The 25,996-nt window shown below is 74.5% G+C and carries 23 protein-coding genes; 11 read left to right on the plus strand and 12 right to left on the minus strand.

Translation table 11 applies throughout. From position 1 onward, the window contains the following. Positions 1-215: 215 nt before the first annotated feature. Together CBOVI_RS09790 and CBOVI_RS09795 are read left to right on the plus strand one after the other, a co-directional pair. Positions 216-1,562 carry a peptidoglycan recognition protein family protein gene (locus tag CBOVI_RS09790; protein WP_183273666.1) on the plus strand — a complete coding sequence of 449 codons (1,347 nt, stop codon included), beginning with the start codon at positions 216-218 and terminating at the stop codon, positions 1,560-1,562. Next, positions 1,559-2,449, plus strand: coding sequence for a DUF1906 domain-containing protein (locus CBOVI_RS09795; RefSeq protein ID WP_125187351.1), 891 nt, complete (start codon positions 1,559-1,561; stop codon positions 2,447-2,449). The genes CBOVI_RS09790 and CBOVI_RS09795 overlap by 4 nt, the downstream gene beginning before the upstream one ends. Before the next feature lie 59 nt (positions 2,450-2,508). Here CBOVI_RS09795 and CBOVI_RS09800 read toward each other — a convergent pair whose 3' ends face one another. The 3 genes from CBOVI_RS09800 to CBOVI_RS09810 all read right to left on the minus strand — a co-directional run bounded on the left by CBOVI_RS09800 (position 2,509) and on the right by CBOVI_RS09810 (position 5,380). Beyond that, positions 2,509-3,345 carry an N-acetylmuramoyl-L-alanine amidase gene (locus CBOVI_RS09800; RefSeq protein WP_125174660.1) on the minus strand — a complete coding sequence of 279 codons (837 nt, stop codon included), beginning with the start codon at positions 3,343-3,345 and terminating at the stop codon, positions 2,509-2,511. Positions 3,346-3,443: 98 nt separating this feature from the next. Continuing rightward, on the minus strand, positions 3,444-4,277 hold the full coding sequence (locus CBOVI_RS09805) for a histidine phosphatase family protein (protein ID WP_010270117.1): 834 nt from the start codon (positions 4,275-4,277) through the stop codon (positions 3,444-3,446). Further along, on the minus strand, positions 4,274-5,380 hold the full coding sequence (locus CBOVI_RS09810; RefSeq protein WP_125187389.1) for a prephenate dehydratase domain-containing protein: 1,107 nt from the start codon (positions 5,378-5,380) through the stop codon (positions 4,274-4,276). The genes CBOVI_RS09805 and CBOVI_RS09810 overlap by 4 nt, the downstream gene beginning before the upstream one ends. Before the next feature lie 106 nt (positions 5,381-5,486). Here CBOVI_RS09810 and CBOVI_RS09815 point away from each other — a divergent pair, with 106 nt between their 5' ends. From CBOVI_RS09815 to CBOVI_RS09825, 3 genes are read left to right on the plus strand one after another with little or no spacing between them, the layout of a single operon-like run. Next, entirely contained in the window at positions 5,487-7,031 is a 1,545-nt protein-coding gene (locus tag CBOVI_RS09815; protein WP_125187350.1) for an amidase family protein, read from the plus strand. Beyond that, a complete protein-coding gene (locus CBOVI_RS09820) occupies positions 7,028-7,933 on the plus strand; it encodes a CPBP family intramembrane glutamic endopeptidase (RefSeq protein WP_125186486.1) in 906 nt (301 codons plus the stop codon). Before CBOVI_RS09815 ends, CBOVI_RS09820 begins: the two co-directional genes overlap by 4 nt. A 54-nt stretch (positions 7,934-7,987) precedes the next feature. Continuing rightward, positions 7,988-9,904, plus strand: a complete 1,917-nt coding sequence (locus CBOVI_RS09825; protein ID WP_269780421.1) for an LCP family protein — start codon at positions 7,988-7,990, stop codon at positions 9,902-9,904. A gap of 147 nt (positions 9,905-10,051) precedes the next feature. Here the strand turns inward: CBOVI_RS09825 and CBOVI_RS09830 are convergent, their stop codons facing one another. Continuing rightward, entirely contained in the window at positions 10,052-10,981 is a 930-nt protein-coding gene (locus CBOVI_RS09830) for a DUF5926 family protein (RefSeq protein ID WP_029158003.1), read from the minus strand. 108 nt (positions 10,982-11,089) lie between these two features. Further along, positions 11,090-11,926, minus strand: coding sequence for a glycerophosphodiester phosphodiesterase (locus tag CBOVI_RS09835; RefSeq protein WP_010272538.1), 837 nt, complete (start codon positions 11,924-11,926; stop codon positions 11,090-11,092). A 286-nt stretch (positions 11,927-12,212) separates the two neighbouring features. Here CBOVI_RS09835 and CBOVI_RS09840 point away from each other — a divergent pair, with 286 nt between their 5' ends. After that, positions 12,213-13,142 (plus strand): patatin-like phospholipase family protein, encoded by a 930-nt coding sequence (locus CBOVI_RS09840; RefSeq protein WP_125186045.1) that lies wholly within the window; start codon positions 12,213-12,215, stop codon positions 13,140-13,142. A gap of 102 nt (positions 13,143-13,244) precedes the next feature. Here the strand turns inward: CBOVI_RS09840 and CBOVI_RS09845 are convergent, their stop codons facing one another. Beyond that, positions 13,245-14,210: an L-lactate dehydrogenase gene (locus CBOVI_RS09845; RefSeq protein ID WP_010272542.1), complete on the minus strand. Its 966-nt coding sequence runs from the start codon at positions 14,208-14,210 to the stop codon at positions 13,245-13,247. Positions 14,211-14,747: 537 nt separating this feature from the next. Between CBOVI_RS09845 and CBOVI_RS09850 the strand changes: the two genes are divergently transcribed. Then, positions 14,748-15,353 (plus strand): superoxide dismutase, encoded by a 606-nt coding sequence (locus tag CBOVI_RS09850; RefSeq protein ID WP_010272543.1) that lies wholly within the window; start codon positions 14,748-14,750, stop codon positions 15,351-15,353. A 218-nt stretch (positions 15,354-15,571) separates the two neighbouring features. Here the strand turns inward: CBOVI_RS09850 and msrA are convergent, their stop codons facing one another. Both msrA and CBOVI_RS09860 read right to left on the minus strand, forming a co-directional pair. Then, complete coding sequence (gene msrA, locus CBOVI_RS09855; protein ID WP_010272545.1) at positions 15,572-16,252, minus strand: peptide-methionine (S)-S-oxide reductase MsrA; 681 nt, start codon at positions 16,250-16,252, stop codon at positions 15,572-15,574. Positions 16,253-16,335: 83 nt separating this feature from the next. Next, complete coding sequence (locus CBOVI_RS09860) at positions 16,336-18,030, minus strand: hypothetical protein (protein ID WP_010272547.1); 1,695 nt, start codon at positions 18,028-18,030, stop codon at positions 16,336-16,338. A gap of 198 nt (positions 18,031-18,228) precedes the next feature. Between CBOVI_RS09860 and CBOVI_RS09865 the strand changes: the two genes are divergently transcribed. Both CBOVI_RS09865 and CBOVI_RS09870 read left to right on the plus strand, forming a co-directional pair. Then, complete coding sequence (locus tag CBOVI_RS09865) at positions 18,229-18,864, plus strand: DUF6474 family protein (RefSeq protein WP_010272549.1); 636 nt, start codon at positions 18,229-18,231, stop codon at positions 18,862-18,864. 665 nt (positions 18,865-19,529) lie between these two features. Continuing rightward, a complete protein-coding gene (locus tag CBOVI_RS09870) occupies positions 19,530-19,877 on the plus strand; it encodes a histone-like nucleoid-structuring protein Lsr2 (protein WP_029158004.1) in 348 nt (115 codons plus the stop codon). 363 nt (positions 19,878-20,240) lie between these two features. Here the strand turns inward: CBOVI_RS09870 and CBOVI_RS09875 are convergent, their stop codons facing one another. Together CBOVI_RS09875 and CBOVI_RS09880 are read right to left on the minus strand one after the other, a co-directional pair. Then, the gene (locus CBOVI_RS09875; RefSeq protein WP_010272553.1) at positions 20,241-20,894 is read right to left on the minus strand and encodes a response regulator transcription factor; all 654 of its coding nucleotides are present in this window, start codon (positions 20,892-20,894) and stop codon (positions 20,241-20,243) included. Between the two features lie 117 nt (positions 20,895-21,011). Next, positions 21,012-22,352 carry a sensor histidine kinase gene (locus CBOVI_RS09880; RefSeq protein ID WP_125187349.1) on the minus strand — a complete coding sequence of 447 codons (1,341 nt, stop codon included), beginning with the start codon at positions 22,350-22,352 and terminating at the stop codon, positions 21,012-21,014. 88 nt (positions 22,353-22,440) lie between these two features. Between CBOVI_RS09880 and CBOVI_RS09885 the strand changes: the two genes are divergently transcribed. Further along, positions 22,441-23,079: a DUF2020 domain-containing protein gene (locus CBOVI_RS09885; protein WP_010272557.1), complete on the plus strand. Its 639-nt coding sequence runs from the start codon at positions 22,441-22,443 to the stop codon at positions 23,077-23,079. Positions 23,080-23,168: 89 nt separating this feature from the next. Here the strand turns inward: CBOVI_RS09885 and CBOVI_RS09890 are convergent, their stop codons facing one another. Next, positions 23,169-23,321: a hypothetical protein gene (locus CBOVI_RS09890; protein WP_010272559.1), complete on the minus strand. Its 153-nt coding sequence runs from the start codon at positions 23,319-23,321 to the stop codon at positions 23,169-23,171. A gap of 5 nt (positions 23,322-23,326) precedes the next feature. After that, a complete protein-coding gene (locus CBOVI_RS09895; protein WP_029158006.1) occupies positions 23,327-24,136 on the minus strand; it encodes a class E sortase in 810 nt (269 codons plus the stop codon). Positions 24,137-24,364: 228 nt separating this feature from the next. On the opposite strand from CBOVI_RS09895, the gene yidC reads away from it, so the two are divergent. After that, the gene (gene yidC / locus CBOVI_RS09900) at positions 24,365-25,918 is read left to right on the plus strand and encodes a membrane protein insertase YidC (protein WP_125187348.1); all 1,554 of its coding nucleotides are present in this window, start codon (positions 24,365-24,367) and stop codon (positions 25,916-25,918) included. The last annotated feature ends 78 nt before the right edge of the window (positions 25,919-25,996 follow it).

Here is a 25,996-nt window from a genome sequence, read left to right on the forward strand (position 1 = left end):
CGGGTCGCGGTGGACCCCCGGCCGCCGGGGCCCCGTCGCGCCGACCGGCCCTCCCGGACCCCCGTGCGACGCCCCGTCCCGTCCGCGCAGCCCCCGCCCGGCCCGCGGACCGTGCCCGCCACACGCACCCCGCGGCCCGCATCGGTGCTGCACACAGGCCTGCGCGCACACCCCCGTGCCGGTAATTCTCAGGTGCCCCGCCTAGGTTCCACGGTGTGAACACTCCCATCACGTCATCGCAGTCGACGTCCCCGCAGGCGTCACCGTCCCCCGCCCCGTCCCCGTCCCCCGCCCCCTCACCCACCCCGGCGGGGACCCGGACGCTGTCCCGCCGCCGGTTCGGACTCGGCGCCCTCGCCGCCGGGGCCACCCTCGCGGTCCTCCCCGCCGCCCGGGCCGTCGCCGCGCCCGCCGCCGGCACCGCCCCGTCCCCCGCGACCGGCGCCACCGGCGCCACCGCCGGACTCACCCGGATCCCGGTCCCGGAGGCCCCGTCGTTCCTCTCCCTGCGGTTCCCCGGCGACTCCACGGCGCTCGCCGGATCGCTCGCAGGCTCCCTCACCGGGTCGCTGACCGGCTCCGCCGCCGGACCCCTCGGCAGCTCCACCGGCACGCCGACCGCGCCCGCCGGCTCCCCGGGCACCCCCACCGTCCCCACGGCCACCGTCCACTTCACCGCCCCGGACGGCACGCGCACGTCCCGCACGGTCCACCCGTCCGGCCACTGCCGGGACGGCGCGTTCCCGCTGTGCTCGGACCCCGTCGCCGTCCCCGCCGGGGCAACGGAGGCGTACGTCGACACCCCCACGACCACCGCCCACATCCACCGGGTCGAGACCGGCGACCGCACCGTCGCGGACCCGGAGGCGACCGTGCTCCCCGGGCTCACCGTCGTGTCCCGGCGGCAGTGGGGCGCGGACGAGGCCCTCATGACGTGGGCCCCGGAATGGGCCCCGCCGGTGTGCGTCACCGTCCACCACACGGCCGTGCCCACCGGCCGCGAACCGCAGTACCGGCACAACTGGCCCGCGGCCGTGCGCTCCGTGTACCGCTTCCACGCGTCGTCGGACGACGGCGGCCGCGGGTGGGGCGACATCGGCTACCACCTCGTCATCGACCCGGAGGGCGTGGTCTACCAGGGCCGGTCCACCGGGGTCGCCGGGCACGCGGTGTTCCGCCCCGGGTCGGCGGCCGGGCAGGTCGTCACCGCCGGGCACGTGTACCGCGCGAACACGGGCAACATCGGGGTGTGTCTCATCGGGGACTTCCAGACCGGCGAGCCGACCGCCGCGGCCCTCGACTCCCTCACGACCGTGCTCACCGCCCTGTGCTCCGCGCTGGGCCTCGACCCGGAGGGCCGGGTGCGGTACGTCAACGCGGCGTCGTCGATCGACCTCACGCAGCCGACCGTCACCGGGCACCGGGACTGGGAGAAGGCCGCCGGCACCACCGAGTGCCCCGGGGACAACCTGTGGCGGAGGCTGCCGGAGCTGCGCCGTCGGGTGGCGGCCGCGGTCGGGGGGACGACGCCGTCCGGGCTGCTGAGCGGAGGTTCCCGATGAGTGACGGGATCTCACGACGCCGCCTCCTCGGTGCCGCCGCCGCGTCCCTCGCGTCCGCCGCCGTCGCCGCCGGGCTCGGCGGGGTCGGCGCGCCCGGCGGGGTGACGACGGCCGGGCGGGCCCGCGCCGCGACCGCCGGGGCGGGGGCGGCAGGCACGGCCGGTGCCGGGGCCTCCGCGACGACCGGCGCGCCCTCCCCGGCCGGTGCCCGGCCGACGCCGCTGGGCACGGTCGTGGACTTCTCGTCCGCGCCGGTGCCGCCCGCGCTCATCGCCCGGGACGGCCACCTCGGTGTTGTCTCGTATGTGTCACTCTCGCGTCCCGGCGCGAACTTCGGCGCGAAGCCGTTGACCAGGGACTACGCCAGCTCGATCCACGATGCCGGCCTCATGGTGGCCAGCGTGTACCAGTACGGGAAGCCGGAGGGGACGGCCCCGTCGGACTTCACCCGCGGCCGACGCGGCGGGCTGGAGGACGCACACACCGCCGCGCAGATCCACGCGGACGCCGGCGGGCCGGACACCGCGCCGATCTTCTTCGCCGTCGACCAGGACGTCACCGTCGACCAGCGGGAGTCCCTCGTGCGCCCGTGGCTGGAGGCCGTCGCCGAGGTCATCGGCCTCGACCGCACGGGGGTGTACGGCAGCGCCTCACTGTGCGCGTGGGCGTGCGACGAGGGTCTGGTGGGGAGGGTGCCGACGGACCCCTCCACGGCGACACCCCACCACTGGTGCTGGCAGACCCGCGCGTGGTCCCACGGGGTCGTGGAGCCGCGCGCCGTGCTCCACCAGAACCGGTTCGGCTCCGACACCCCGCCCGCCCCCGTGTACGCGGGGGTGCAGACGGACGTCAGTGACGTGCTGTGCGCGAACTGGGGGCAGTGGTAGGCGTCCCGTGAACCCGGGTCCCCCCCGGCGACCGGGACGCCCCCACCCCCGGCGGGCGACTACGAGGCGGGGGCCGTCGTCCCCCGGACGCCGAGGTAGCTCTCCACACCGTCGACGACGCCGTGCGCGAGCCGCTCCCGGCCGTGCGCGTCCTTGAGGACCGCGATGTCCTGCGAGTCCTGCATGTTCCCGAACTCGACGAGCGCCTTCGGCTTCGTGGACAGGTTCAGCCCGGTGAGGTCGTCGCGCGGGTTGATGCCGTCCACGCCGAGGTAGTTCGAGGTCTGGAAGCCCTCGTCGACGAGCCCGTCGCGGACGTCCTTCGCGAGGTCCATCGACTCCGGGCCCTTGTTCTGCGGCAGCGGGTCCTTGACCGGGGAGACGTGGAAGCCCCGGTTGCCCTCCTTGTTGATGTCCGCGTGGATGCTGATGACGAGGTCCGCGTCCGAGGCGTTCTCCTTCAGCGCGCGGGTGTCGATGCAGTCCGCCGGGCCCGTGTCGTCCTGGCGGGTGAGGGACACACGGGCACCGAGGTGCTCCAGCTGGGACTTCAGCTCCTGGCCCATGAGCCAGGTGAACGTGTGCTCCGGCCAGCCGTCGCGGGCGTGGGTGCCGGGGGCCTGGCAGGGCTTCTGCCCGCCGCGGCCGTCGGTGACCGTGTGGGTCGCCGGCTCCGTGACGGCCTGGTGGCCCGGGTCGAGGTAGATGTGGCGGCCGGCCAGCGGCTGCGCCGGGTCGGGGAGGCTGGACTCCGTGCCGGGGGAGACGGACGGGTCGGCGCCGGCGCTCGCGGCGGGGGCGAACGCGGACGCGGCGATCATCGGGACGGACAGGGCTGCGAGAATCAGTCCGGAGCGCCTGCGGGTGCGCGTCGAACTGCTGTGATTGGTTGTCATGCCCCAGACAATAAGCCTGGATCGGTCAGGACGGGAGGGCTGTACCGGGGGTGCCCCTCTCGTGGAGGTACGTCAGCATGAAGCCTCGGGGAGGCCGGTCACGCGCCGGCGGGGTCCCCGGCGCCCCAGGCCACGACGCGGAACGCGCCCCGCAGCGCGTCGGGCGCGGCGGGCCCGGCCGCCGCGGGCTGACCGGGCTGGCCGGGCTGACCGGGCTGACCGGATGCGGGGTCGAGGTCGAGGTCGATGCGGTGCGCGTTCGGCAGGTAGGTCCGCCAGGCGAAGGCGGGGTCGACGTCCCCGAGCCACCGGGCGACGAGGCGGATGACCGCACCGTGGCTGACGACGGCGAGGTCCGTGCCCGTCGCCACCGCCGCGTGGACAAGCCCGGACAGGGACGTCAGGTAGGCGTCGAGGACCTCCCGCCCGGTGGCGCCCCCGGGCGGGGCGGCGTCCAGGTCGCCGTGCAGCCAGGAGCCGAGGAGCCCGTGGTAGACGGTGTGGGCCTCGGCGTCGTTGCGCATCTCCATGTCCCCGGCGGGGATCTCCGTGATCCCGGGCACGGTCGCGACGGTCCCGGGCTCCCCGGCCGCGGCCTGCGCGGTGGCGTCGTCGGGGAGGCGCAGCGTCGGCACCGATCCCCGAAAAGCACGGCCGTACTCCTCCGCGAAGTCCGATCCGGGGCCGACGGGCACGGTGAGCGTCCCGGCGTCCCGCGCGACGGCGGCGAGGACGGCGGCGGTCTGCTGGGCCCGGGCCGCGAGCGAGCTCACGACGGCCACCCGCCGCGTGACCTGCGCAAGAGCGGATCCGGCGGCCGTGGCCTGCTCGCGTCCGAGGTCGGTGAGGGACGCCCCGGGCAGGCGGGTGTCGAGGGCGTGGACGAGGTTCGACGTCGTCTGGCCGTGCCGGATGAGATACAGACGTGTCACTTCTGCACCCGGCCCTGCGCGTCCGGCCCCGGCGCGTGCCCCGGGCCCTCCCGGAGGTCCGTGACCCACCGGCGGGAGGCGGTGAGGTCCGGCGGGACCCGGCCACCGGACCCGCCGGCGTCGGCGTGCACCGTCCCCCCGGACTGCGGCCAGGACCCCAGGAACCGCACCGCGTCCGTCCGGCGGTGCAGGCCGGCGAGCGCATCGGCGACCGCGTCGTCCTCCACATGACCGACGAGTTCCACGTGGAACATGTACGTCCCCAGCCCGGTGCGCGTGGGCCGGGACTCGATGCGGGACATGTCGACGTCCCGCATCGCGATCTCGCTCAGCGCGGTCCACAACGCGGCCGGGTGGTTCGGCAGGGAGAACACGACGGCGGTCCGGTCCCGGCCGGTGCGCCCCGCCGACGCCGCGGCCCCCGGCCGCCCGACGAGCACGAAGCGGGTGTTCGCGCCACGGACGTCCGCCACCCCCTCGGCGAGCGCGTCGAGCCCGTGGATGCCGGCGGCGAGCAGGGGCGCCGCGGCGGCGTCGGCCTCCCCGGCGGCGACGGCGGCGGCCGCCGCACCGTTCGAACTCGCGGGGATGAACTGCGCCCCGGGCAGCTCGCGGTCCATCCAGCCGCGGACCTGCGCCATCGCGACGGGGTGCGTCGTGACGGTCCGCACGTCCGCCGCCGCCGTCCCCGGGCGGACGAGCACGGCGAACTCCACGGGGACGTCGGTCTCCCGGAGGATCCGCACGTCACCCGGTGCGTTCTCCAGCGCGTCGGCGGCGGTGGCGGCGGCCCCGGCGGCGGCATTCCCGGCGGCCCCGGCGGCGGTCAGTCCGGCCCCGGCGGCCCCCGGCCCGGCCCCGGCCGTCACCCCGGCGAGCGCGTCGAAGGTCTGGACGACCGGCCCGTCGACGCTGTTCTCCAGCGCGACGCACGCCATGTCCGCCGACCCCTCCCGCACCGCGCGGATCGCCGCCGCCGGGGAGTCCACCGGCCGGAGCTCCGCCTCCGCCGGGACGTGACCGGCCTCGATGAACCGGTGGAGCGCCTGCTCCGTGAAGGTCCCCCGCGGTCCCAGGTACGTGACGACGGGCCGCCCGCCCATGCCGGGCCGACCCTGCCGCTCTTCGCTGGACGCGCTGGACTCCTGCATGTCCACAGACTACAGAGTGTGCAGCCGACCGTCACCGCCGCCGGGTACGCTGTCGCCCATGTGCGAACACGACACCGCCACGGTCCGCGACCGACTGGCCACCGTGAGCGCCCGCACCGGGCTCTCACCCGCCGAGCTGGGCGTCGCCCGGCTGTACCCCGACCCGGCCCCGCCGACGGTCACCGACTCCGGGACCGCCCCACTCGCCGGCGTCCCGGTGCTGGTCAAGGACCTGAATCTCGTCGCGGGGGAGGTGACGACGTACGGCTCCGCCGCCCACGCCGTCCACGCCACGGCGGACGACGCCGCCGTGCGGGCGCTCCGCGCGACAGGGGCGGTGCTCGTCGGCGCGTCCTCCGCCGCGGAGTTCGGCGCGACCGCGTACACCGAGCCGGTCGGCACGCCGTGGCCGGTCAACCCGCTGGGTGCGGGGTACATGCCCGGCGGGTCGTCCGGCGGCGCGGCGACGGCGGTCGGCCACGGGGTGGTGGACGTCGCCCACGCGACCGACGGGGGCGGGTCCATCCGCGTGCCCGCCGCGTGCTGCGGCCTGCCGGGGCTGAAGCCGGCGCACAGCGTCGTCACCGGTGGCGGGAGCCCCGGGGCCGGCGAGCCGGCGGCACCGGCCGGGACCACCGCGGCCACCGCGGCCGCACCGGGCGTCACCCCGACGGCCCAGGGGTTCATCGCCCGGGACCTCGCGTGGACGGCCCGGGCGTACGGGCTCCCCGCCCCGTCGGCGGCGCAGCCCGGGCGCACCCGCCCGCTCCGGATCGCCCACACGAACACACCCTTCCACTGCGCCGTCACCGCCGGCGGCGCGCACGGTCACGGCGGGCACGGTCACGCGAGCACGGGTCCCGGCGACCCCGGCGTCGTCCCGTCGACGACGGACGTCGACCCGGTCATCGCCGCCGCGACCGCCGCAGCCGCCGTGCTCGCGACCCGGTTGCCGCAGGTCAGCTCCGTCGTGCCACTGCCGGCGCCGTACCCGCCGGCCCTGTTCGAGACGTTCGCCGACGTCCTCGCCTCCCGGTGCGCCGGGCTGCCGGACCCGCTGCTGCCGGTGACCGCGTGGTTCCGCGACCGGGGTCGCGCGGTGACCGACGCCGACCCGGACCGCGGGCTCGCCGCGGCCACCCGCACCATCGCCGCCCTCCCCGACGAGGTGCTCCGCGCCTGGCCGGACGTCGACGTCGCCGTCACCCCGACCCTCGCGTGCGCCCCGCCGCCGCCCGGCACGTTCTCGGCGCTGAGCCCGGCGGCCGACGTCGCCGTGCAGACCGCGTGGACCCCGTGGGCGACGCTGTGGAACCTCACAGGGTGGGCCGCGCTCACCGTCCCGCTCGTCGACCCGGCGGACGTCCCGGGCCGCTGGCCGGTCTCCGTGCACCTCGGGGCGGTCGGCGACCGCGCCACGGCGGCGGACCTGCTCGACCTCGCGGAGGGCATCGTCGCGCAGATCCGGGCGTCGGGCATGAACCCGGAGTACCTCAGTGTCGACGGGCCCGGGGACCCGCTGGGTCTCGGGGCAGCGCCGACACCGCGCGGGCACGACCACGCCGGTCCGTGCGGCTGCGGGGCCGGGGTCCACCGGCCGTGACGGCGTCGTCCCCCGCCCCCGGCGGCTACCCCGGCACCACCCCGGGCGGCTCCCCCGCCCCGCACCCGACCACGCACCCCACCCCACACCCCGCCCCGCGCGACCGGGTGGCGCTGCGGTGGGAGATCGTCGTCGTCCTCGTCGTGACCTTCGGCACGTCCGGTGTGCGGGCGGTGCTGCGGCTCATCGACGCACTGGCACGACCGGAGCCTCTGTCCGGGCAGACTGTGACACTCAACGCCGCACAGTCGGCGGTGCGGTGGCTGGACCCGGCCTTCCAGCTCGTCTCCTCCGCCGTGCTCGTGGCGTGGGCCGGGCTCGCGGTGCTCCTCCTGCTCCGGCACTGCCCGCCCGCCACGCTGCGCCCGTCGGGACCGGTGCGGTCGCCGGGGTCGTCGCCGGACCCACGGCCGGCGCCGGGGGACTCCGGGGACGACGCCCCGCTCCGCCTCCGCCCCTCCCGGCGCGACATCCTTCCCGGCGTGGGGCTCGCCGCGCTCATCGGCCTGCCGGGGCTCGCCCTGTACCTCGGGGCGGTGGCCCTCGGCCTGTCCCGGCACGTCGCCGCCGGCGGGACCGGGGACTGGTGGTCCGTGCCGACGCTCGTCGTCGGCGCGTGGGCGAACGGGGTCGGGGAGGAGGTCGTCGTCGTCGCGTGGCTGGCGACCCGGCTGCGGCAGCTGCGGGTGCCGTGGGCGTGGATCTTCGTTGGCTCAGCTGTGCTCCGCGGAAGCTACCACCTGTACCAGGGCTACTCGGCGGGCGTGGGCAACATCGTCATGGGCCTGGTGTTCGTGTGGTGGTTCCGCAGGACAGGACGGGTGTGGCCGCTGATCGTGGCGCACGGGCTCATCGACACGGTGGCCTTCGTCGGGGCCGTCGCGCTGCCCGGTCTCGGCTGACCGGCGGTCCCGCAGGCCCCCGGCCGGGCCGCCACGACAGCTACCATGTCCCTCATGTCTCCCACCGGACACGACAGCGACCCCAACGACCCCCGCGCCCGGCCGGTCGACGACGACGTCGTCCGCGGGCGTGACGGCAGGCCGCTCCGCGACCGCTACGGACGCCCCGTCCGCCGGCGACGGCCCGTGCCGCCGCCCGCCGACGCCGGCCGGTCCGGCGGTGGGAGCCGGGCCGCCGGGGACGGGCGGATCAGCGGCGCCGACAGGGCGGGCCGAGCCGGCCGGGCCGAACGGCTGAGTCGCGCCGACCGGGCTGACCGGGCCGGGCGCGACGGTCTCGACGGTCTCGACGGGAGCCGCGGACGCCACAGCCGCCGCCGGTCCCGCCCGGTGCCGCCGCCGGCCACGCCCGGCCGCGGCCGGTCCGACGCCGCGCCCCCGTCGTCACCCTCGTCGCCGGCGTCCCCGGCCGGCCCCCCGCCGGCGTCGCCGGCCCCGGCGTCCCCGCTCGACGAGCCGATCGACCTCAACGCCCCGCGGCCTCCCCGGCGGCCCCGCCACGCCGCCCCCGGCGACGCGACGCCCCGGGCCGCCGCACCCCGCGACGCCACCCCGCGCGACGCCACGCCACGCACCGCCACCCCGCGCGACGCCGCCCGCCACGCCGCACCCCGCGACGACCTCGCGCGCGACGCCACCCCGCGCCGCGCCGCGACACCGCCCGGCGGCCCCACCCCGACCCCACCCCGCTACGTCCGCGCCGATGCCCCGGCGCCCGGCCAGCCGCCGGCCGGCCGGGACGGCTTCCCCGGCCGCACCACCCCGCCGGTGGACGGGCGCGCGGGCGGAGGGCAGCGTCGTCCCGTCCCCGGGGAGATCCCCTCCCGCCGTGACGAACGTGCCCGGCGACCGGCCTCCCGGCGCAGTGCCCGGCGCGGCGACCGGCAGACCCGGAACACCCCCGGCGCGGCCCTCCCCCGCGGCCCCCGCACCCCCCACGGCCTCCGCGGCCGGGGTCCCGGGCGGGGTCGGGCGGACGCGGTGGGACGCCCCCGCCGCCTCGTGAAGAAGCGGTACATCCTCGCCGTCGTGCTCGTGCTCATCCTCGCGGTGCCGGTCGTCATGGCCTTCCGCGTGGACGGCAACCTCCAGCGCATCGACGCGCTGAAGGACTACGACGGCCGGCCGGCGGACTCGGCGGGCACGAACTGGCTGCTCGTCGGCACGGACTCCCGCGAGGGGCTCAGTGAGGCCGACGGCGCCCGCCTCGCCGCCGGGGACATCACGGCGACGGGCGCGCGGACGGACTCGATCATCGTCGTCCACGTGCCCCGGTTCGGCGGGAAGGCGACGATGCTGTCCATCCCCCGCGACTCCTACGTGGACATCCCGGGCTGGGGGAAGGACAAGATCAACACGTCGTTCAACGAGGGCGGCCCGGCGCTGCTGCAGCAGACCGTGGAGCAGTCCACGGGCCTGCGGATCGACCACTACGCGGAGATCGGCTTCGGCGGGTTCGCCACGATCGTCGACGCGGTCGGCGGCATCGAGCTGTGCCCGAAGGAGCCGATCGACGACCCGATGGCGGGGATCAACCTCCAGCCGGGCTGCCAGACGATGGACGGCCCGACGGCGCTGGGCTACGTGCGGACCCGGTACACCTCGGCGAACGGTGACCTCGACCGGGTGCAGCGGCAGCGGGAGTTCCTCTCCGCGATCACGCACAAGATCGGCTCCGCGGGGACGGTGGTCAACCCGTTCCGGTCACTGCCGTTGGCGGACGCCTTCTCGAAGGCGCTGACCATCGACGACGACGACCACCTGTGGAACCTCGGGGCGCTCGCCCTCGCGCTGGCCCGGGGCGCGAACCAGGAGACGGTCCCGGTCGCCGGGTTCGAGGACGTGGACGTCGGCAATGTCGTCGTGTGGGACGACGCCGCCGCCCAGCAGCTCTTCGCCTCCCTGCGCTGACCGGCCGCCGGGGCGGGGGACGCCCCGGGCGGGGGCGGGGGGACGCCGACCGCCCGCGCGCGCGGGCGGAGCTCAGGCGGGCGCGGGGGGCTCAGGCGGGGGCCGTCCCCGGACGACCGCGCCCGCCGCCCGCGTGGGGGCCGCAGGTCAGCGGATCGTGACCTGCCGGGCGATGATCGTCTGCTTCGCCTTGTGCTCCTCGGCGGTCAGCTGGCCGCCGGCCTCACCCCGGCCGGTCTCCAGCGCGGCGCTGATCCTCCGGTCGAGCTCGGCGACGGGCCCGGCGAACTCGGTGTGGGGCACGGTGTTGTCCAGGTCGAAGACGGGCACGAGGAGCCCGTGGGTGCGGAACGCCCCGGCGAAGCGGGTGTTCTCCCCGAGGTGCAGGCCGCCGTCGGCGGCGACGCGCGCGAGGGCGTCGAGGAGCTCGTCCTCCGCCTCGGGGCGGACCCAGCGGATGTGGGCCTTCTCGCCCGGGTCGATCCACCACACGGCGCCGGGCACGTCGACGTCGAGGCGGCGGGACGGCAGCACGGAGGCGTTGGCCTGCTCCAGCGACGCCGCGATCTGCGGGTTGTTCCGCTGGGACTCGGGCAGCCACCAGGCGAAGTCGTCCGCGACCTCGATGTCGAGCTCCTGGTCCTGCGGGAGCAGGTCGGTGACCGGGGGTTCGGTGCCGTCGGCGATGCCGACCTCGAGGGTGCTGCCCGGTGCGGCCGAGGCCGCCCAGGACAGGGCGAAGGCCAGGTCCCGCTGCGGGTTGTTGCCGCGCTGCTGGGTCTGGAGGGCGACGAACACCTCCCCGCCCTCGTCCTCCGCGCGCACGAGCGCGGAGACGGCACCCGGCAGGACGGTGCACAGCGACACGGGGCGGTCGATCCCGGTGGTCCGCACCCGCACGTGTGCGGAGGGGACGAACTCCTGGAGCGCCACGAGGTCCGTCTCGGCCGCGTAGCCCTCGTAGGGGCGCGGGTCCTTCTCCAGGGCCGCGCGTTCGGCGGCCCGGGCCGCGAGCTTCGCCTGTCGGCGGCTCATGCCCTCCGGGAGGTCTTCTTTCTTCCTGTTCTTCTTAGCCACGCCCGTGAGTCTAACCGGCCGTGCCGGACGCGTGGGTGGGACGGTCGGTGACCGGCGACCGGTGCACGCGCACGCCGGCCCGCCGGCCCGCCGGACCGCGCCGGCCGCCTACTGGTGCACGCGCACGCCGGCCCGCCGGAACTCGACGGCCGCGGAGTCGTCACGCCAGGCGAGCGCCCGGTCGGGGACGTCGGTGGCGAGCCAGCCGACGTTGTGCCGCGCGGCCCACCGGACGTCCTCCTCCCGGTTCGCGGTGAACAGGTAGGCCCGGCCGGCCCGGGTGTCGACGGCGCGCGGGCGCAGCCGGGCGCGGAGCACCCCGTAGCCGGCGTCGCAGCCGGCGGTCCCGGCCTCGTGGCGGCCGGTGTCCCCGCCGCGGAGGCCCCGGGGCAGCGGGAGGGGGACCCACATCCGGTACTGCCGCCGGAGGAGGATGCGGTTGACCGCCGGGTTGATGCGGTGGAACCGGTCGAGCGACCGGGGCGAGAAGCTGATGACGTGCACGAACGGGGCCCGGTCGATGCCCGCGCGGTGGAGTTCGCGGTTGAGCAGCGCCTCGAGCTGTCCGCCGAACTGCTCGGAGTTCTTCGTCTCGATGAACAGCTCCGGGCCGTCGGTGTCCGGCAGCCCGGCGCGGCGGTCCATGGTGAAGGTGATGAGTTCCCGGAGGGTGACGACGCTGTGCCGTCGTCCCCCCGCCCGCTCCGGCTGCCCGGCCCCGACGTCGAGGGCGCGGAGGTCGGCGAGCGTCATGTCGGCGACGGCCCCCTGCCCGTCGCTGACCCGGTTGACCGTCGAGTCGTGGAAGCACACGACCTCGTTGTCCGCGGTGAGGCGGATGTCGCACTCCCACCCGTCGGCCTCCTGGTCGGCGGCGAGCTCGTAGGCGGCCATGGTCTGCTCGGGCCGGTATCCGGATGCTCCACGGTGCGCGATGATCTCCACGCCTCTCTTTCTAGCCCTCCTGCGTCACCGGCGCTGCCGGACGACGGGGCCGGGGCGCGGGTTGTCGGCTACCTTTCACGTCGCGTTCACCCCGGGTACACGCCGGGGCGGCGTCGACCCCCGGGCCGGTGCCCACCGCCTCCCCCGGGGTGACGGCTGCACCCTCGCCCACCGCCTGCCCCTCCCCACGACGGCTGTACCCTCGCCCACCGCCTGCCCCTCCCCGCGACGGCTGTACCCTCGCCCACTGCCTCCCCCTCCCCGCGGCGGCTGTACCCTCAAGCGCGTGAGCCCGCAGAAGCAGTCGGCCCGGCGCGCAGACCGGACGCCCCCCGCACCCAACGTGCAGGACACCGCGCTCGTGTTCGAGGGTGGTGCCATGCGCGCCGCGTTCTCCTCGGCGATGGTCGAGGCGTTACTGGAGTCCGGGGTGTACTTCGACTGGGTCTTCGGCAACTCGGCGAGCACGGTGCACGTGGCGAACTACCTGGCGGGGGACGCGCAGGGGGCGCGGGACTACTTCACGGTGTTCCCGGGTGACCCGTTGTTCGGCGGGATCCGCCCGTTCCTGCGGGGTGACGGGTTCTTCAACTCCCGGTACATCTACGGCGAGTACGGCGGGGACAGTTACGCGCTCCACCTCGACTGGCAGGCGGTGCAGGCGAACCCGGCGAAGTACCGGTTCTCCGGGTTCAACGGCCGGACGGGGGAGACGGTGCACTGGGGCCGGGAGCACATCGACTCCCTGCCGGAGTTCCTGCTGCACGCGCGGGCGAGTTCGTCGCTGCCGTTCATCATGCCGCCGACGCACATCGACGGGGACACGTGGTTCGACGGCGCCTTCGGGCCGACCGGCGGCATCCCGCTCGACGCGGCGGAGGCGGAGGGTTTCGAGAGGTTCGTCGTCGTCATGACCCGGACCCGGGGCTACCGGAAGCGGGGCAGCCGGTTCACCCGGCCGTTCGCGCGACGGTTCGCCCACTACCCCGAGCTCGTCGAGTCGATGGCGACGCGCCACATCCGCTACAACGCGACCCGGGACCGGATCTTCCAGATGGAGCGCGAGGGCCGGGCGTACGTGTTCGCCCCGCAGACGATGCCGATCGGCAACGGGACGCGGAAGCTGAACCGGCTCATCGAGACCTACGACTCCGGCCTGGAGCAGGCGCGGCAGGAGATGCCCCGCATCCGGCGGTTCCTCGGCCTCGACGGCTGACCCCCGGCCGGGCACCCCCCGCGGCGCGCGGTGCCCCCGGTCACCGCTCCCCCGACACCCTCCCGGGGCCGAGCGCCACCCCGGGGCGTCGACCCCCGACCGTCACTCCCCGGCGGCCTCCCCGAGCCCGGCGGCGTCCATCACCCGGCGCAGGGTCTCCGCGGAGCGGGTGAACCGCTCGCGCTCGGTGTCGTCGAGGTCCAGCTCCACGACCTGCCGCACGCCGTGCCGGTTGATGACCGCGGGTGTGCCGATGTACATGTCCGTCTGCCCGTACTCGCCGTCGAGCAGGGCCGACACCGGCAGGACGACGTCCTCGTTCTGGAGGACCGCCCGGGTGATCCGCGCGAGGCCGGTGCCGATGCCGAAGCTCGTCGACCCCTTCGCGTCGATGATCTCGTAGGCGGCGTCCCGGGTCCGTTCGAAGATCTCCGTCACGTCCTGTTCGCCGGTGGGCGACTGCGCGAGCCGGGTGCGCAGCGGGATGCCCGCCGCCGTCCCCGCCGACAGGACCGGCAGTTCGGTGTCCCCGTGCTCGCCGACGACGTACGCGTGCACGGACGTCGGCGCGACGTCGAAGTACTCACCGAGTGCGGAGCGGAACCGGGCGGTGTCGAGGATGGTGCCGGACCCGATGACCTGGTTGGCCGGCAGCCCGGAGAAACGCCACGTCGCGTAGGAGAGGATGTCGACGGGGTTCGTGGCGACGAGATACACGCCGTCGAAGCCCGTCGCCGTGACCCGGGAGACGATGTCGCGGAAGATCGCGACGTTCCGGTCCACGAGGTCGAGCCGGGTCTCCCCGGGCTTCTGCGCCGAGCCGGCGCAGATGCACACGAGGGTCGCGTCGGCACAGTCGTCATAGGTGCCGGTCGTGACCGTCACCTGGTGCCCGGCCCACGGGACCGCGTGGCGGAGGTCCTGGACGTGCCCCCACGCCCGGCGTTCGTCGATGTCGATGATGACGAGCCTGTCGCACAGGCCCTGGTTCACGATCGCGTAGGCGTACGCGACGCCGACCTCCCCCGCCCCGATCAACACGATCGTGTTGCCGTCACTGTGCCTCACCGTCAGTTCCTCCCGTCCGTGGCCGCGCGCGGCCCGCCGGCGGCCGACCCTGCCGGGCCACGCCGCACCGTTACCGTCACCGCCGATGATACCGCTGGTCACGGCCCTGAAAAGGAGGCTTCGGACGTGAGTTCGGGCACAGCTCCCCCTCCGGGAGTCGCGCCCGTCACCCACCCTCGCGGCCACCCCGGCACCCACCGCCCGGAACCACCGCCGGCGACCCCACCGGCACCCACCGCGACCCGACGCGGCGGGCGGCGTCGTCCCCCCACGACCGCTCCCGCGACGACGGCGACGCCGACACCCCCGGGGCGCGCTCCGGGCGTGCCGCACCCCTCCCCCCTGGCCGCGGCGGGTGCACTCCCCCCGATGGCGGGTCCCGCCCGCCTTTCCGCAGTCCCCGGCCGTTCGTGTCGAACGAAATCTCCTATTCAACCTATTGAACTTAGGAGTTCTATAATAAAATCATTGCGAGGGGGTGAGTTCTTCACCACACTGGTGGCCGTAGTCATCACACGAACAACGGAAGGACCCACCATGGCTGTCTACGAGCTTCCCGACCTGCCCTACGCCTACGACGCCCTCGAGCCGCACATCTCCGGCGAGATCATGCAGCTCCACCACGACAAGCACCACGCGACCTACGTCGCCGGCGCGAACGCGGCCCTCGAGGCGCTCGAGAAGGCCCGCGAGGAGGGCACCAACCCGGACCAGATCCGCGCGCTGTCCAAGAACCTCGCGTTCAACCTCGGTGGCCACACCAACCACTCCATCTTCTGGAAGAACCTCTCCCCGAACGGTGGCGGCGAGCCGACCGGTGAGCTCGCGGAGGCCATCACCCGCGACTTCGGCTCCTTCGACAAGTTCAAGGACCACTTCTCCTCCGCCGCGCTGGGTCTCCAGGGCTCCGGCTGGGCCGTCCTCGGCTTCGACCACATCGCCGGCCGCCTCGTCGTCGAGCAGATGACCGACCAGCAGGGCCAGATCAGCGTCAACTTCACGCCGCTGCTCATGCTCGACATGTGGGAGCACGCCTTCTACCTCCAGTACAAGAACGTCAAGGCCGATTACGTCAAGGCCGTGTGGAACGTCTTCAACTGGGAGGACGTCGCCGAGCGCTACGCCGCCGCCAAGGCCAAGTAGTTCCGGCTCCCCCACCCGGAGTTCCGGGTGACACCGGGAACCCCGGGTGACACCGGGTGTTCCGGGCACCACCGGCGCGGAGTTGACGCTCCGCCCCGACCCCCGACCCGCCGCGCAGGCCCTCCGGCCACCCGCGGCGGGTCGTCGTGCGTCCGGGGCCCGTGCGCGTCGACGACCGGCAGCGCCAGGCCACCGCGCCCCACCCCCCGCGCCCCCGCCTACCCGCAGGTCACGCCGGTCGCGTGCACCGGGCAGTACCCGCCGGGGTTCTTGTCGAGGTACTGCTGGTGCTCGTCCTCGGCGAGGTACACGGTCCCCGCCGGGGTGTCGTCGAGCATGGTGATCTCGGTGGTCATGTCCCCGTACCCGGCGTCACGCAGCTTCTCCCCGTAGGCCCGCGCGACCTCCCGCGCGGTCTCGAGCTGCCGGGGCGTCGTCGCGTACACGGCGGAGCGGTACTGGGCGCCGACGTCGTTGCCCTGCCGGTCCCCCTGCGTCGGGTCGTGGTTCTCGAACGCCACGCGGAGGATCTCCTCCTCGGTGATGCGCTCCGGGTCGTAGACCACGTCGACGACCTCGGCGTGCCCGGTGCGCCCGGTGCACACCTCCCGGTACGTGGGGTTGGCGGTGTACCCGCCGGCGTAGCCCACGGCCGTCGACTCCACGCCGTCGAGCTGCCAGAACAGTTTCTCCGCGCCCCAGAAGCAGCCGAGGCCAAGCACGATGTGCCGCTGCCCCTCCCGCCACGGGCCGGTGATCGGCGTGCCGAGCACGGTGTGCGGCTGCGGGTCGGGCAGGACGGGGTGCCGGCCGCCGGCGAGGGCGGTGTCCGCGGTGACGGGGTCCGCGCGGAACGGTCCGGGGGTGTTCGCGGCGATGATGCGGTCGAGAAAGCTCACTGGGTCTCCCTTGGTCTGGTCGGGGTCCGACGCCACGGCCGTCGCGGTCGGGTGCCGCCGGCGTGATGTCACGGTCGTGGGGGTCACCCGTCGGACCGCTCCGGGACGGCGACGTCCTCCACACCCGGGATCCCGGGTGCGCCCCGGCGCAGCCACCGCCGGACGGCCGCCGTCGCCATGCAGTCGTCGGCGTTGTAGCGCTCGAGGATACGCCGGAGGTCGCGCGCCTCGTCGCCGCGCCCGTCCGCCGCGGCCGCGACGGCGGCCTCGAAGCGGTCGACGGCCTCCCGCCCGTCCATGTCCCCCTGGCTGAACGCGTACCCGGCGAGGACGCCGGTGTTCTTCAGGCCGAGGGAGTCGTTCGCGGCGACCGCCCTGCGCACGACGGCGAAGACGTCCACCCAGTGCTCCGACGTGAGGAAGGCGTCGACCTCCGCGCGCGTCGGCATGACCACCGTCCCGTCCCCGGCCGCGCTCCCGTCACCGCAGTCGCCGCCGTCCCCGCCGTCCCCGGCCGGGTACCGCCGCCCGCCGTACGCCGTCGCGTACTCCCGCAGCCAGTGGTTCTCCCCCTGCGCCGAGTAGCAGTACGCCCGGAACCGCCGACCGCGGAGGACGGCGTCGTCCCTCCTCCCCGTGAGCCAGGACCAGAACCGGGCGACGTGCGCACCCTCGTCCGGCTCCACCCCGAAATCGGCGAACGCCCGGTAGCGCACGCCGTCCCACGTCCCCCAGAGGAACGTCCCGCGGCCCGGGTGGGCCTCCATGTCGACGTCCACCTCGACGCACCCGTCGAGGTCCCCGGGGCCCGTGCCCCCCGCCCACAACCGCGGGTCGTCGATCCAGCCGGCGGTCGGGCGGCGGAGGAACCGCTCCCCGCGCAGCCACGCCGCCGCCAGCGCGCTGACCTCGCCGCGGTCGGCGCGGGCGAGGGCGGGCACCGTCGTGAGGCCGTCCTCGCGGAGCGCCGCCGACCGGTCGCCCGGGAGCATGAGGCTCACGTCCGCCGTGGCGGTGAGCTGCGCCCGGCAGTGGTTGTGGAACTCGCAGGTCGCGCACTCCCGCACGCGGAGCGGCCGCCGCGGCACCGGCACGGACACGGCCTTGAGCAGCCCCTCGGCGAGCCGCCCCGCCGGGAACACCGCGCACCGGGACGACCCCGCCCCGATGAGCCCCGCGTCCCCGGACGCGACGCCCATCCCCGCGAGCAGCACCCACGCGACGGCGAGGACCTGCGAGTCCTCCGCCGCCGCCCGGTACCGCAGCGGGGCGTCCACCGGGTCGGACAACCCGAGCGCGGCGACGTCGACGACCCGGGACCCGCGCCGCGACCGCCCGTCCCGGATCACGGAGTGCGCGCTCACCCGGACGGGCGTGTACGCGAGGCCGGGGGACGCCCCGGTGCCGTGGTCCGCGCGGACGAGCAGGTCCACGCGCGTGGCCAGCGGGCCGTCGGCGAGGTGCGCGCCGACGATGAGCCGCGTCCCGGCGGCGAGGGCCTCCAGCGTCTCCTCCTCGGCCGTCGGACCGGGGGTGATGTCCCACCGCGTGGGGATGAGCCGGTCACCGATGCGCGGTGCCGTCGGCAACCGGTCGCGGACCGCCGACCGCCGGAGGTGGGCCCGGTACCGGTGGGTGAGGACCTCCGCCAGGTCCGCCGGGGAGGTCTCCGGGGGGACGACGCCCGCCTCCGCCGCCCGGCGCAGAACCGCACGGTGACGGCACCCGGTGAGGTCCGCCGGGGTGACGGGCGCGGCGGCGGGGGGACAGGCGTTCACAATGTCCCCCAGCATATGGCCCCGGCCACTCCCGCGCGGTCACCAGGTGTTGGCTAAGGTGGTTGCAGACGTCAGCGGCACCGGCAGCGACAGACAGCGACCGGCGGACACGCCGCTGACACCGATGACACTGACCCGTCCGGCGCCGCGACACCAGCGGACCGCCCCGGACACGTCGACAGGACACGGGAGAAACCGATGGGACTGCTCAGCTCGGCACGCAGGCGCCGGCAGGAGAAGAAGGCGATCTACAAGGCCGCCAAGGTGCGGGCCAAGGCGGAGGCGAAGTCCACCGGCAAGCTGGAGAAGAAGAAGGAGAAGTACCTCCGGAAGACCGCCAAGCAGGTCCGGAAGCTCGACCAGAAGGAGCTGAAGGCCCGGCGCAAGCACGAGGAGACGATGGCGAAGACCGCCCTCGAGCAGATCAAGGCCGGGCGGTTCAACTCCGCGAACGTGCTGCGGTACACCGCCGCGCTGCGGACGCTCGCCCCGGTCGCGGTGCCGCTGGCGTACCGGGCGCTCAACCAGCTCCGGTCGCTGTCGGAGGGGCGCGAGGCGTCCCGCCACGGCGTGGACCGGTCGTCGATGGGCTGGGTCGCCGGCACCGGTGCGCCGCAGCGCGCCCGGATCGAGGACCTGCGGTCCCGGCTGCGTGACGGGCGGGTGCCCGCCGGGTTCGGGCGGGACGCGCGGGAGCGCCTCGACCAGCTCGAGTCCTCGCTCGAGCACGCCGGGAGCATGAGCGACTCGCAGAAGCGCAACCTGGAGTCCTCCGTCTCCGCGGAGCTCGATCTGCTCGACCGTCAGCTGAAGGACACCGTCGCGTCCCACTGAGCCGCCGCTCAGCGCCGTGTCCGCCGCCCGGCCCACCCCGCGTCCGCGCAGGGTGGGCCGTTGTCGTCGTGGGGTGGGGGTCGTGGGGGCCGGTTCGTGGGGGCGCGGCCGTGGTCGTGGGGTGGGGCCGGCCGTTGTCGTCGTGGGGTGGGGTTCGACGGCGACCTCGTCCGCGACGACTCCTCCCGAGCCACGGATGTGCGGCCCCCCGTCGCACCCCCGTTTCCGCGACCGGAGACGCCACCCGAATCCCGGTTCACCGTTGACCGGCTTCACTCACGTTCCCGGATGCATGTTCGAGAGGCCCCGCCGATTCGCATCCGTTATGAGTCTGTGACCTGCCATAACGTCAGACTCTGACAGAAAAACCGAAGGATTCTTCTACTTTAGGCAGCTGACCGTGTCCCTGCGAAAGAAATATTCACATCACCACTCACATCCGTTGACATCCGGAGATTGAAATTCAAAGCAGATGAGCAGTAGAATCAACTGACGTACCCTTTGATATCCACCTTCCAGCCCAGTCATCGAGCTTTGCGACAGGCTTTCCAGTGACGCGATCCGCACACTCACCGTGGAGTCAAGGCACGGCCGTCGGCACCACAAGCCACACCAGTCGGCGGCACAGGACACGCTCACGATCGACCCAGAAAGGTCTACACACGATGGCACGCATTGAAGTGACGCAGTTTTTCGACGACATCGACAACACCCAGCTCACCGACGGTGAGGTCAAGGTTGTCGAGTTCTCCATCAACGGCGTGAACTACGTCATGGACCTCTCCCTCGAGAACGCCCGGAAGTTCGAGGAGGCGCTCGCCCCGTACATCAAGGTCGCCACGCGGGTGACGAAGAGCCGTACGGCCAGCAAGAACCGTTCCTCCGCCGGCAAGTCCTCCCCGGAGCGCAACCGCGCCATCCGCCAGTGGGCCCGCGACAAGGGCCTCAAGGTCTCCATGCGCGGCCAGATCGCGTCCAGCATCGTCGAGGCGTACGACCAGGCCCACAAGTAACCGGCGCCTCCCCCCGGCACAGGAACGCGACCTGGCCGGGACCTCTCTCCGGAACAGGAACGCACAGTAGCCGGAAGCTCTCCCCGGAACGGGAACGCACCGACGTCCCTCGCACCCACTCCGACCGGGCGAGTTCCGTTCCCCCGGGGCCGCGACATTCAGCCCGGCGATAGAATGTCGCGGCGGCCCGTCGACCCACCGACAGACGACGAGCGAGGCGGAACCACCCACTCCCGCCCCCGTCGCTCCGCAAAAATCACATAAAGGATTATCTCCGCCACAGAGGCAGGGAATAATCCCCGGGAAAAAGTCGCCGTCCCCACCGGACGGCGACCCCCACCCCCCACCGGATCCGGAGCCGGATCAGAGCACCCCGTTGTCCCGCGCGACGGCGACGGCGGACGTCCGGGAACGCACCCCCAGTTTGTCGTAGATGTGCACGAGGTGTGACTTCACGGTCGCCTCGGACAGGAACAGCTCGGCACCGATGTCGCGGTTCGATTTCCCTTTCGCCAGGAGTTGCAGGACCTCGCGCTCGCGGGGCGTGAGCGCCGTCCCCGGCGTCCGCACCCGGTTCATCAGACGGTTGGCCACGGAACTCGACAACGCGGTCGTCCCCTCCGCCGCCGACCGCACCGCCGCGGTGAGCTCCGCCGGCGGCGCGTCCTTGAGGAGGTAGCCGACGGCCCCCGCCTCAATGGCCCCCAGAATGTCCACGTCGGTGTCGTAGTTCGTCACGACGAGCACGTTCGGCGGGTCCGGCAGCGCCCGGATCCTCGCCGTGGCCTGCGCCCCGTTCTCCGCCTCCTCGCCGGCCCGGCCCGCACCGAAACGCAGGTCCATGAGCACGACGTCCACCGCGGTGCCCGGGTCGGCCGCCGCGTCCGTCACGGCCCGCACCGCCTCGTCGGCGGTCGCCACCTCCCCGACGACCTCGATGTCGTCCTCCGTCTCGAGGACGGCCCGGAGCCCCAGCCGCACGATCTGGTGGTCGTCCGCCAGCAGAACCTTGATCATCGTCGATCCACCTCCGTGTCACCGCCGGTGTCACCGCCGGCGTCATGTCAGGTCCCGTGCCCGGCGTCGTCGCCGGGGCACGGCCCGCCGGTCGGCCCGGCCACAGTCCGCCCCAGTCTAACCGGCCGCGCCGCCCGCCCCCGCCGCCGCGGCCGGCACGGACACGGCCACGGCGGTGCCGTGACCGGGGCGGGACTCGACGACCACCCCGCCGCCGATCTCCTCGGCCCGTCGTTCCATCGCGGCGAGCCCCACGTGACCGAGACCGGCCCGCTCCCCGAGCGACCCGACGACCTCGTCGACGTCGAAACCCCGGCCGTCGTCGACGACGTCGAGCCGCACGGCCCCCGCGTCGAACGAGAGGGTGATCCGCGCCCGGCGCGCCCCCGAGTGCTCCCGGATGTTCGCCACCGCCCCCTGGGCGATCCGCAGGAGCCCGGCCTCGACCTTCATCGGCAGCGGTCGCTCCTCACCGTCGACGACGACCTCCACGGGCACGTCCCCGCCCCCGGACACCCGCCGCAGCGCGTCGACGAGGGAGTGCCCCTCCAACGCGGCCGGCTGCAGCGCGGCGATCATCGCGCGGGTCTCGCGGAGGTTCTCCGCGGCCGCCCGGCGCGCGATCTGCAGCTTCCCGATGCCCGGGTGCCCCTCGGGCATGTCGCGTTCGACGGCGTGGAGCAGCATCTGGATGCTCGACAGGCCCTGGGCGACCGTGTCGTGGATCTCGTGGGCGAGGCGTTCCCGTTCGGCGACGACCCCCGCGCGGCGCTCCGACTCCGCGAGGCGCGTCCGGGCCCGCATGAGCTCCTCGATGAGTTCCCGCCGCTCCTCACTCACCCGGTACAGGCCCCGGTAGCCGACGGTCATGACGACCGCGACCAGCCCGGAGAGCACCGGGCCGAGGACGGCACCGACCGACGGGCCGACGAGCCCGACGGACAACCCCACCGCGAGGACCATCGCCAACAGCGTCACGACCACACCCCAGGGCCAGCGCACGAGGATGAGGGAGAGGAAGAACAGGACGAGCACGAGGTACACGGCCGAGGGTTCGACGAGCGTCAGCGCGACCCACAGCACCGTGAGCACCCCGAGCCACAGGGCGGTGACGGCCGGCCCCGGGCGGGAGCGCACCCCCACGGCGCCGAGGAGGAACACCACCCCGAACGCCCCCGCGAGCGCGAGGGTGGGCACCGGCACCCCGCCGGCCGCCGCCCACGCCGCGGACACGACCACCGCCAGCAGCAGCGCGAGCAGGACGACGAGGAACGCCGTCACGAGGACGACCGTCTGCCGCAGGTCCACGCCCCGCGGGGCCGGCCGGGCCCGGGTCCGTCCCGGCCCGTCCGCCGGGGCCGCGGGGGTGTCCGTCGTGACCTCCCCCGGCACGGGCGCCGTCCCTGCCGTCCCGTCCGCCGCCGGGTCCGTCCGTGCGCCGCGCTCGTCCTCAGCCATGGTCACGAGCGTACCGCCCTGACCGGCCCCCTCCCGGCCCACCGTCCCCACCCCGACGGGCTTCACGGGTGCTGGTATCGTGCCGGGCATGACGTTCCCACCCCGCGTGCGCCGCAGGCCCCCGGCCGTCGTCTGCGCCGGACTCACCGCCGTGGCGCTGACGGCGAGCCTCACCGCCTGCACGGGCGGGTCCCCCGCCCCGCTCCGGGACCGCGCCGCCGCGCCGACGACCTCCGAACGGACGTTCCCGCCCGTCGCCGGCTCGGAGCTGCCCGTCGACGCGACCCCGGACACGACCGGGGACCGGACGGCGACGTGCCCGTACCTCGACGGGCCGTTCGTCGAGACCACGACCGGCCAGCGGTGGACCGGGACGAGCCTCGACCCCCGGTTCGACCCTCCCGCCTGCGTCTTCTGGTCCTACGAGGACGTCCCGCAGCTCACGGTCATGGTCCGGCGGATGACGACCCACCGCGGCGCGGTGGACGTGGTCGACACCGCCGCGCCGGTCGACTCGACGCAGAAGGCGCTCCGCCCCGACGGGTGGAGCGGCGGCAGGGGTGGCGACGAGGCCTCCGCCGGGACGGGCGGGGGCGCGGCCGGGAGCACCGGCGCGGTCTACGCGGTGTGGAAGGACAATCTGGCGGTGGTGGTCACGGCCTCCCAGGAGCAGTCCGTCAAGGCCGAACGCATCGCCGAGCGGGTGATCGCCGACCTCGGCCTGTGACGTCCGGGACCGGCCTGCGTCCCCCGGGGGACCGGTCGGTCCGTGACGGCCGCCGGCTCGGCCTGTGACGCCCGGGGGGCCGGCCGCCCCTACACGGAGACCTGCGTGTACGGCATCATCGTGCTCACCCAGGGGAAGACGACCTCCATGAGCAGGAGGATCACCGCACCGAGGAGCACCAGTGCCTCGATGACCCGCACCGGGGTCGGCCCGGGCAGGTGCCGCCAGATCCACGCGTACATCGGTGTCAGACCTCCCGGGTCAGTTCGGCGGGCAGGACGCCCGGCTGCCGGCGCTCGGAGCGCTCGAGGACGGCGTGGATGATCATCCGCTCCCGGTTCGAGAACTGCGGGTGGCAGGTCGTGAGCGTGAGCAAGGGCAGGTCACCGGGCTCGACGTCCACGCGCGTCTGGTCCGGCACGGGGTTGATGACGGCGACGTCGTCCGGTGTCGTGATCGACCGGCCCTGCACCCCGGCGTAGTCGCCGTCGGTCACCCGCTGCGCGACGTCCGGGGGCAGGCACGACGCCGCCTGCGTCGCGCGCTCCCCGGGCGGGGCGTCGATGGGCAGGACCCGGTAGATGTCCCACGACCCGGCGGTCTCGACGACGATCGCGTCGCAGGCGGACAGCAGGCCGAGGTCGTTGAACGGCGCTCCCCGGCCGACCCGGTGCCCGGCGAGGGCGAAGTTGCCCGGCTCACCCGGCCCCGCGGTGTCGAGGTAGTGGCCCGGCCCCTTCTCCAGGTCATCGTCGGACACCCCCTGGACGACGGCGAAGGACCAGTCCGACCCGAACGCCGGGACGTACATCCGCGCGAACGCCGCCCCCTCCTGCGGGGCGGTGAGGGAACGCGGGTTCTCGTCGTTCCACACCGCGTCCAGATCCTTCGCGACGGCCTCCTGCTGCTTGTTCGCCTCGATGTTGGTCCAGAAGACCTCGTAGCCGACGAACAGGAGCAGCACCGCACCGACGGTGAGGAGCAGCTCCCCGACGACGCCCGCCACCGTGAGGTGTGCGCGCCTGTCCTCCCGCTGCGGTGCCCGGTGTCGTCCCATGCCGGACATTATGGCACGGGATGTGCTGCCGTCACAGCGCAGGTGCAACCCTGTGGACACCGGGAGCCCGCGCCACGGCGGGTGGGGCGGCAGGTGGCGCGGCAGGTGGGACGTCGGGCGGTCCGCCGGACGGATCGCCGGGTGGCGCGGCGGGGGCACGGCAGGTGAGACGACGGGCCCGTGGCAGCGGTAAGGTCTGACACGTACCGGCGACCCCCGAGGAGTTCGATGTCCCTGCTCATCTACCCCGTCTCCGTGGTGATGACCTTCTGGCACCGCATTCTCACCGGGGTTCTCGGCGTCAGCGACGCGACGGCGTGGGCGGTGTCCATCGTCCTGCTCGTCCTCACGGTCCGGCTGTTCCTCCTGCCGTTCGCGTACCGCCAGTTCAAGTCCACCCGCTTCCTCGTGAACCTGCGGCCGCGCGTCGCGGCCCTCGAGGCGGAGTTCGCGGACCGGCACGACCCGGGCGCGGCGCGGGAGAAGCTGCGCCGTCAGCGGGAGCTCCAGCGGGAGGGCGGCTACCGGATGCGCGACGGCTGCGTCCCCGCGCTCATCCAGGTCCCGTTCTTCCTCGGCCTCTACCAGCTGCTCCTGCGTATCTCCCGGCCGGGCGACCTCGAGGCCACCGAGCACCACGGCGTCGGCGTCCTCGACGGCCAGGACGTCGGGCACTTTCTCGACGCCTCGGTGGCCGGGGTTCCCCTGCCGGCGTACTCCGTGATGTCCGACGAGCAGTTCGCGTTCCTCGGCACGACGGCGTCGGACGTCTTCCACCTCGCCCTGCCGTTGTGCATCGCGGCGAGCGTCTTCACGACCGCCAACTTCGGCTACTCCCTGTACCGCAACTGGCTGACCCTCGACCACAACTCGGCCCTGGCGATCTCCCTGTTCCGGGGCATGTGGCTCCTCCTGCCGGTCCTCACGCTGTTCCCCCTGATCTTCGGCCTCGGCGGCCCGGCCCCGGTGGCGATCATGTGCTACTGGGTGATGAACAACCTGTGGACGCTCGCCCAGTCGCTGGGCCTGCACCTCACCCTGGACCGGATCGTCCCGTACACGCCGGAGTTCATGGAGCACCGGGACCGGATGCGTGACGCCCGCCGGGCCCGACGGGCCGAGGTCCGGGAGGCTCGCCGCGGGCTCGCCCGTCGGGAGCGGGAGCGGTCCCGGGCGGTGCGCGCCGCGTCGCGGGAGGAGCGGCGGGCGGTCGCCGCGCGTGTCGCCGAGGAGTCCCGCCTGGACCAGATCGCGACCGACCGTGTCGTCCACCGCGAGCGGTACGCGCGGGCGGAGGTCAAGGAGCGCCGGCGTGCGGAGGCCGCCGCCGCCCGGGCCGCGGCCGCCGCCGGAAGGAAGGATGCCGGGGAGGGTGCCGGGTCCGGGTCGGGGGCCGACGACGACGCCGGGGCCGGCGACCGCGACGCCACGACCGACAGCGGAGCCGGTGACCCCGGCCGGCAGACCGGCGACCGGGATGCGACGGCAGACGACGACGCCGGTGACGCGGGGCAGCAGACCGGCGACCGGGACGGGACGTGCGATGACGCCGCCCCCTGCGACTGCGCGGAGGCGGAGCGGATCCGGACGGAGTTCCCGGAGGACACCCTCGACGCGCCGTACGGCCGGCACGCCCTGCCGGTCCGCCGGTCCGCCCGCTGCGGTGGTGACGTCGACACCCACCCGACCCCCGCCGACAGCACCGACGCCGCCGCCCCCGACGCGGACAGCACCCCCGGCACCGGCCGGGACGACACGACGGAGACGGACCCGACGGCGTGACCGCCGGGCCGCTGCGGTGCCTGACCGCCGCGTCCGTATCCCCTCTGTAACCCCCGTGTCCCCCGCGACTACCGCGTC

This window comes from Corynebacterium bovis DSM 20582 = CIP 54.80 (assembly GCF_030408615.1).
GTDB lineage: Bacteria > Actinomycetota > Actinomycetes > Mycobacteriales > Mycobacteriaceae > Corynebacterium > Corynebacterium bovis.

Bases quoted from the DNA above. Each gene is read 5' to 3' on its own strand.
- CBOVI_RS09795 (WP_125187351.1), top strand. From the start codon at position 1,559: ATGAGTGACGGGATCTCACGACGCCGCCTCCTCGGTGCCGCCGCCGCG.
- CBOVI_RS09800 (WP_125174660.1), bottom strand. From the start codon at position 3,345: ATGACAACCAATCACAGCAGTTCGACGCGCACCCGCAGGCGCTCCGGA.
- CBOVI_RS09810 (WP_125187389.1), bottom strand. From the start codon at position 5,380: ATGGGCGGGCGGCCCGTCGTCACGTACCTGGGACCGCGGGGGACCTTC.
- CBOVI_RS09815 (WP_125187350.1), top strand. From the start codon at position 5,487: ATGTGCGAACACGACACCGCCACGGTCCGCGACCGACTGGCCACCGTG.
- CBOVI_RS09825 (WP_269780421.1), top strand. From the start codon at position 7,988: ATGTCTCCCACCGGACACGACAGCGACCCCAACGACCCCCGCGCCCGG.
- CBOVI_RS09850 (WP_010272543.1), top strand. From the start codon at position 14,748: ATGGCTGTCTACGAGCTTCCCGACCTGCCCTACGCCTACGACGCCCTC.
- CBOVI_RS09865 (WP_010272549.1), top strand. From the start codon at position 18,229: ATGGGACTGCTCAGCTCGGCACGCAGGCGCCGGCAGGAGAAGAAGGCG.
- CBOVI_RS09870 (WP_029158004.1), top strand. From the start codon at position 19,530: ATGGCACGCATTGAAGTGACGCAGTTTTTCGACGACATCGACAACACC.
- CBOVI_RS09875 (WP_010272553.1), bottom strand. From the start codon at position 20,894: ATGATCAAGGTTCTGCTGGCGGACGACCACCAGATCGTGCGGCTGGGG.
- CBOVI_RS09880 (WP_125187349.1), bottom strand. From the start codon at position 22,352: ATGGCTGAGGACGAGCGCGGCGCACGGACGGACCCGGCGGCGGACGGG.
- CBOVI_RS09885 (WP_010272557.1), top strand. From the start codon at position 22,441: ATGACGTTCCCACCCCGCGTGCGCCGCAGGCCCCCGGCCGTCGTCTGC.
- CBOVI_RS09890 (WP_010272559.1), bottom strand. From the start codon at position 23,321: ATGTACGCGTGGATCTGGCGGCACCTGCCCGGGCCGACCCCGGTGCGG.
- CBOVI_RS09895 (WP_029158006.1), bottom strand. From the start codon at position 24,136: ATGGGACGACACCGGGCACCGCAGCGGGAGGACAGGCGCGCACACCTC.
- yidC (WP_125187348.1), top strand. From the start codon at position 24,365: ATGTCCCTGCTCATCTACCCCGTCTCCGTGGTGATGACCTTCTGGCAC.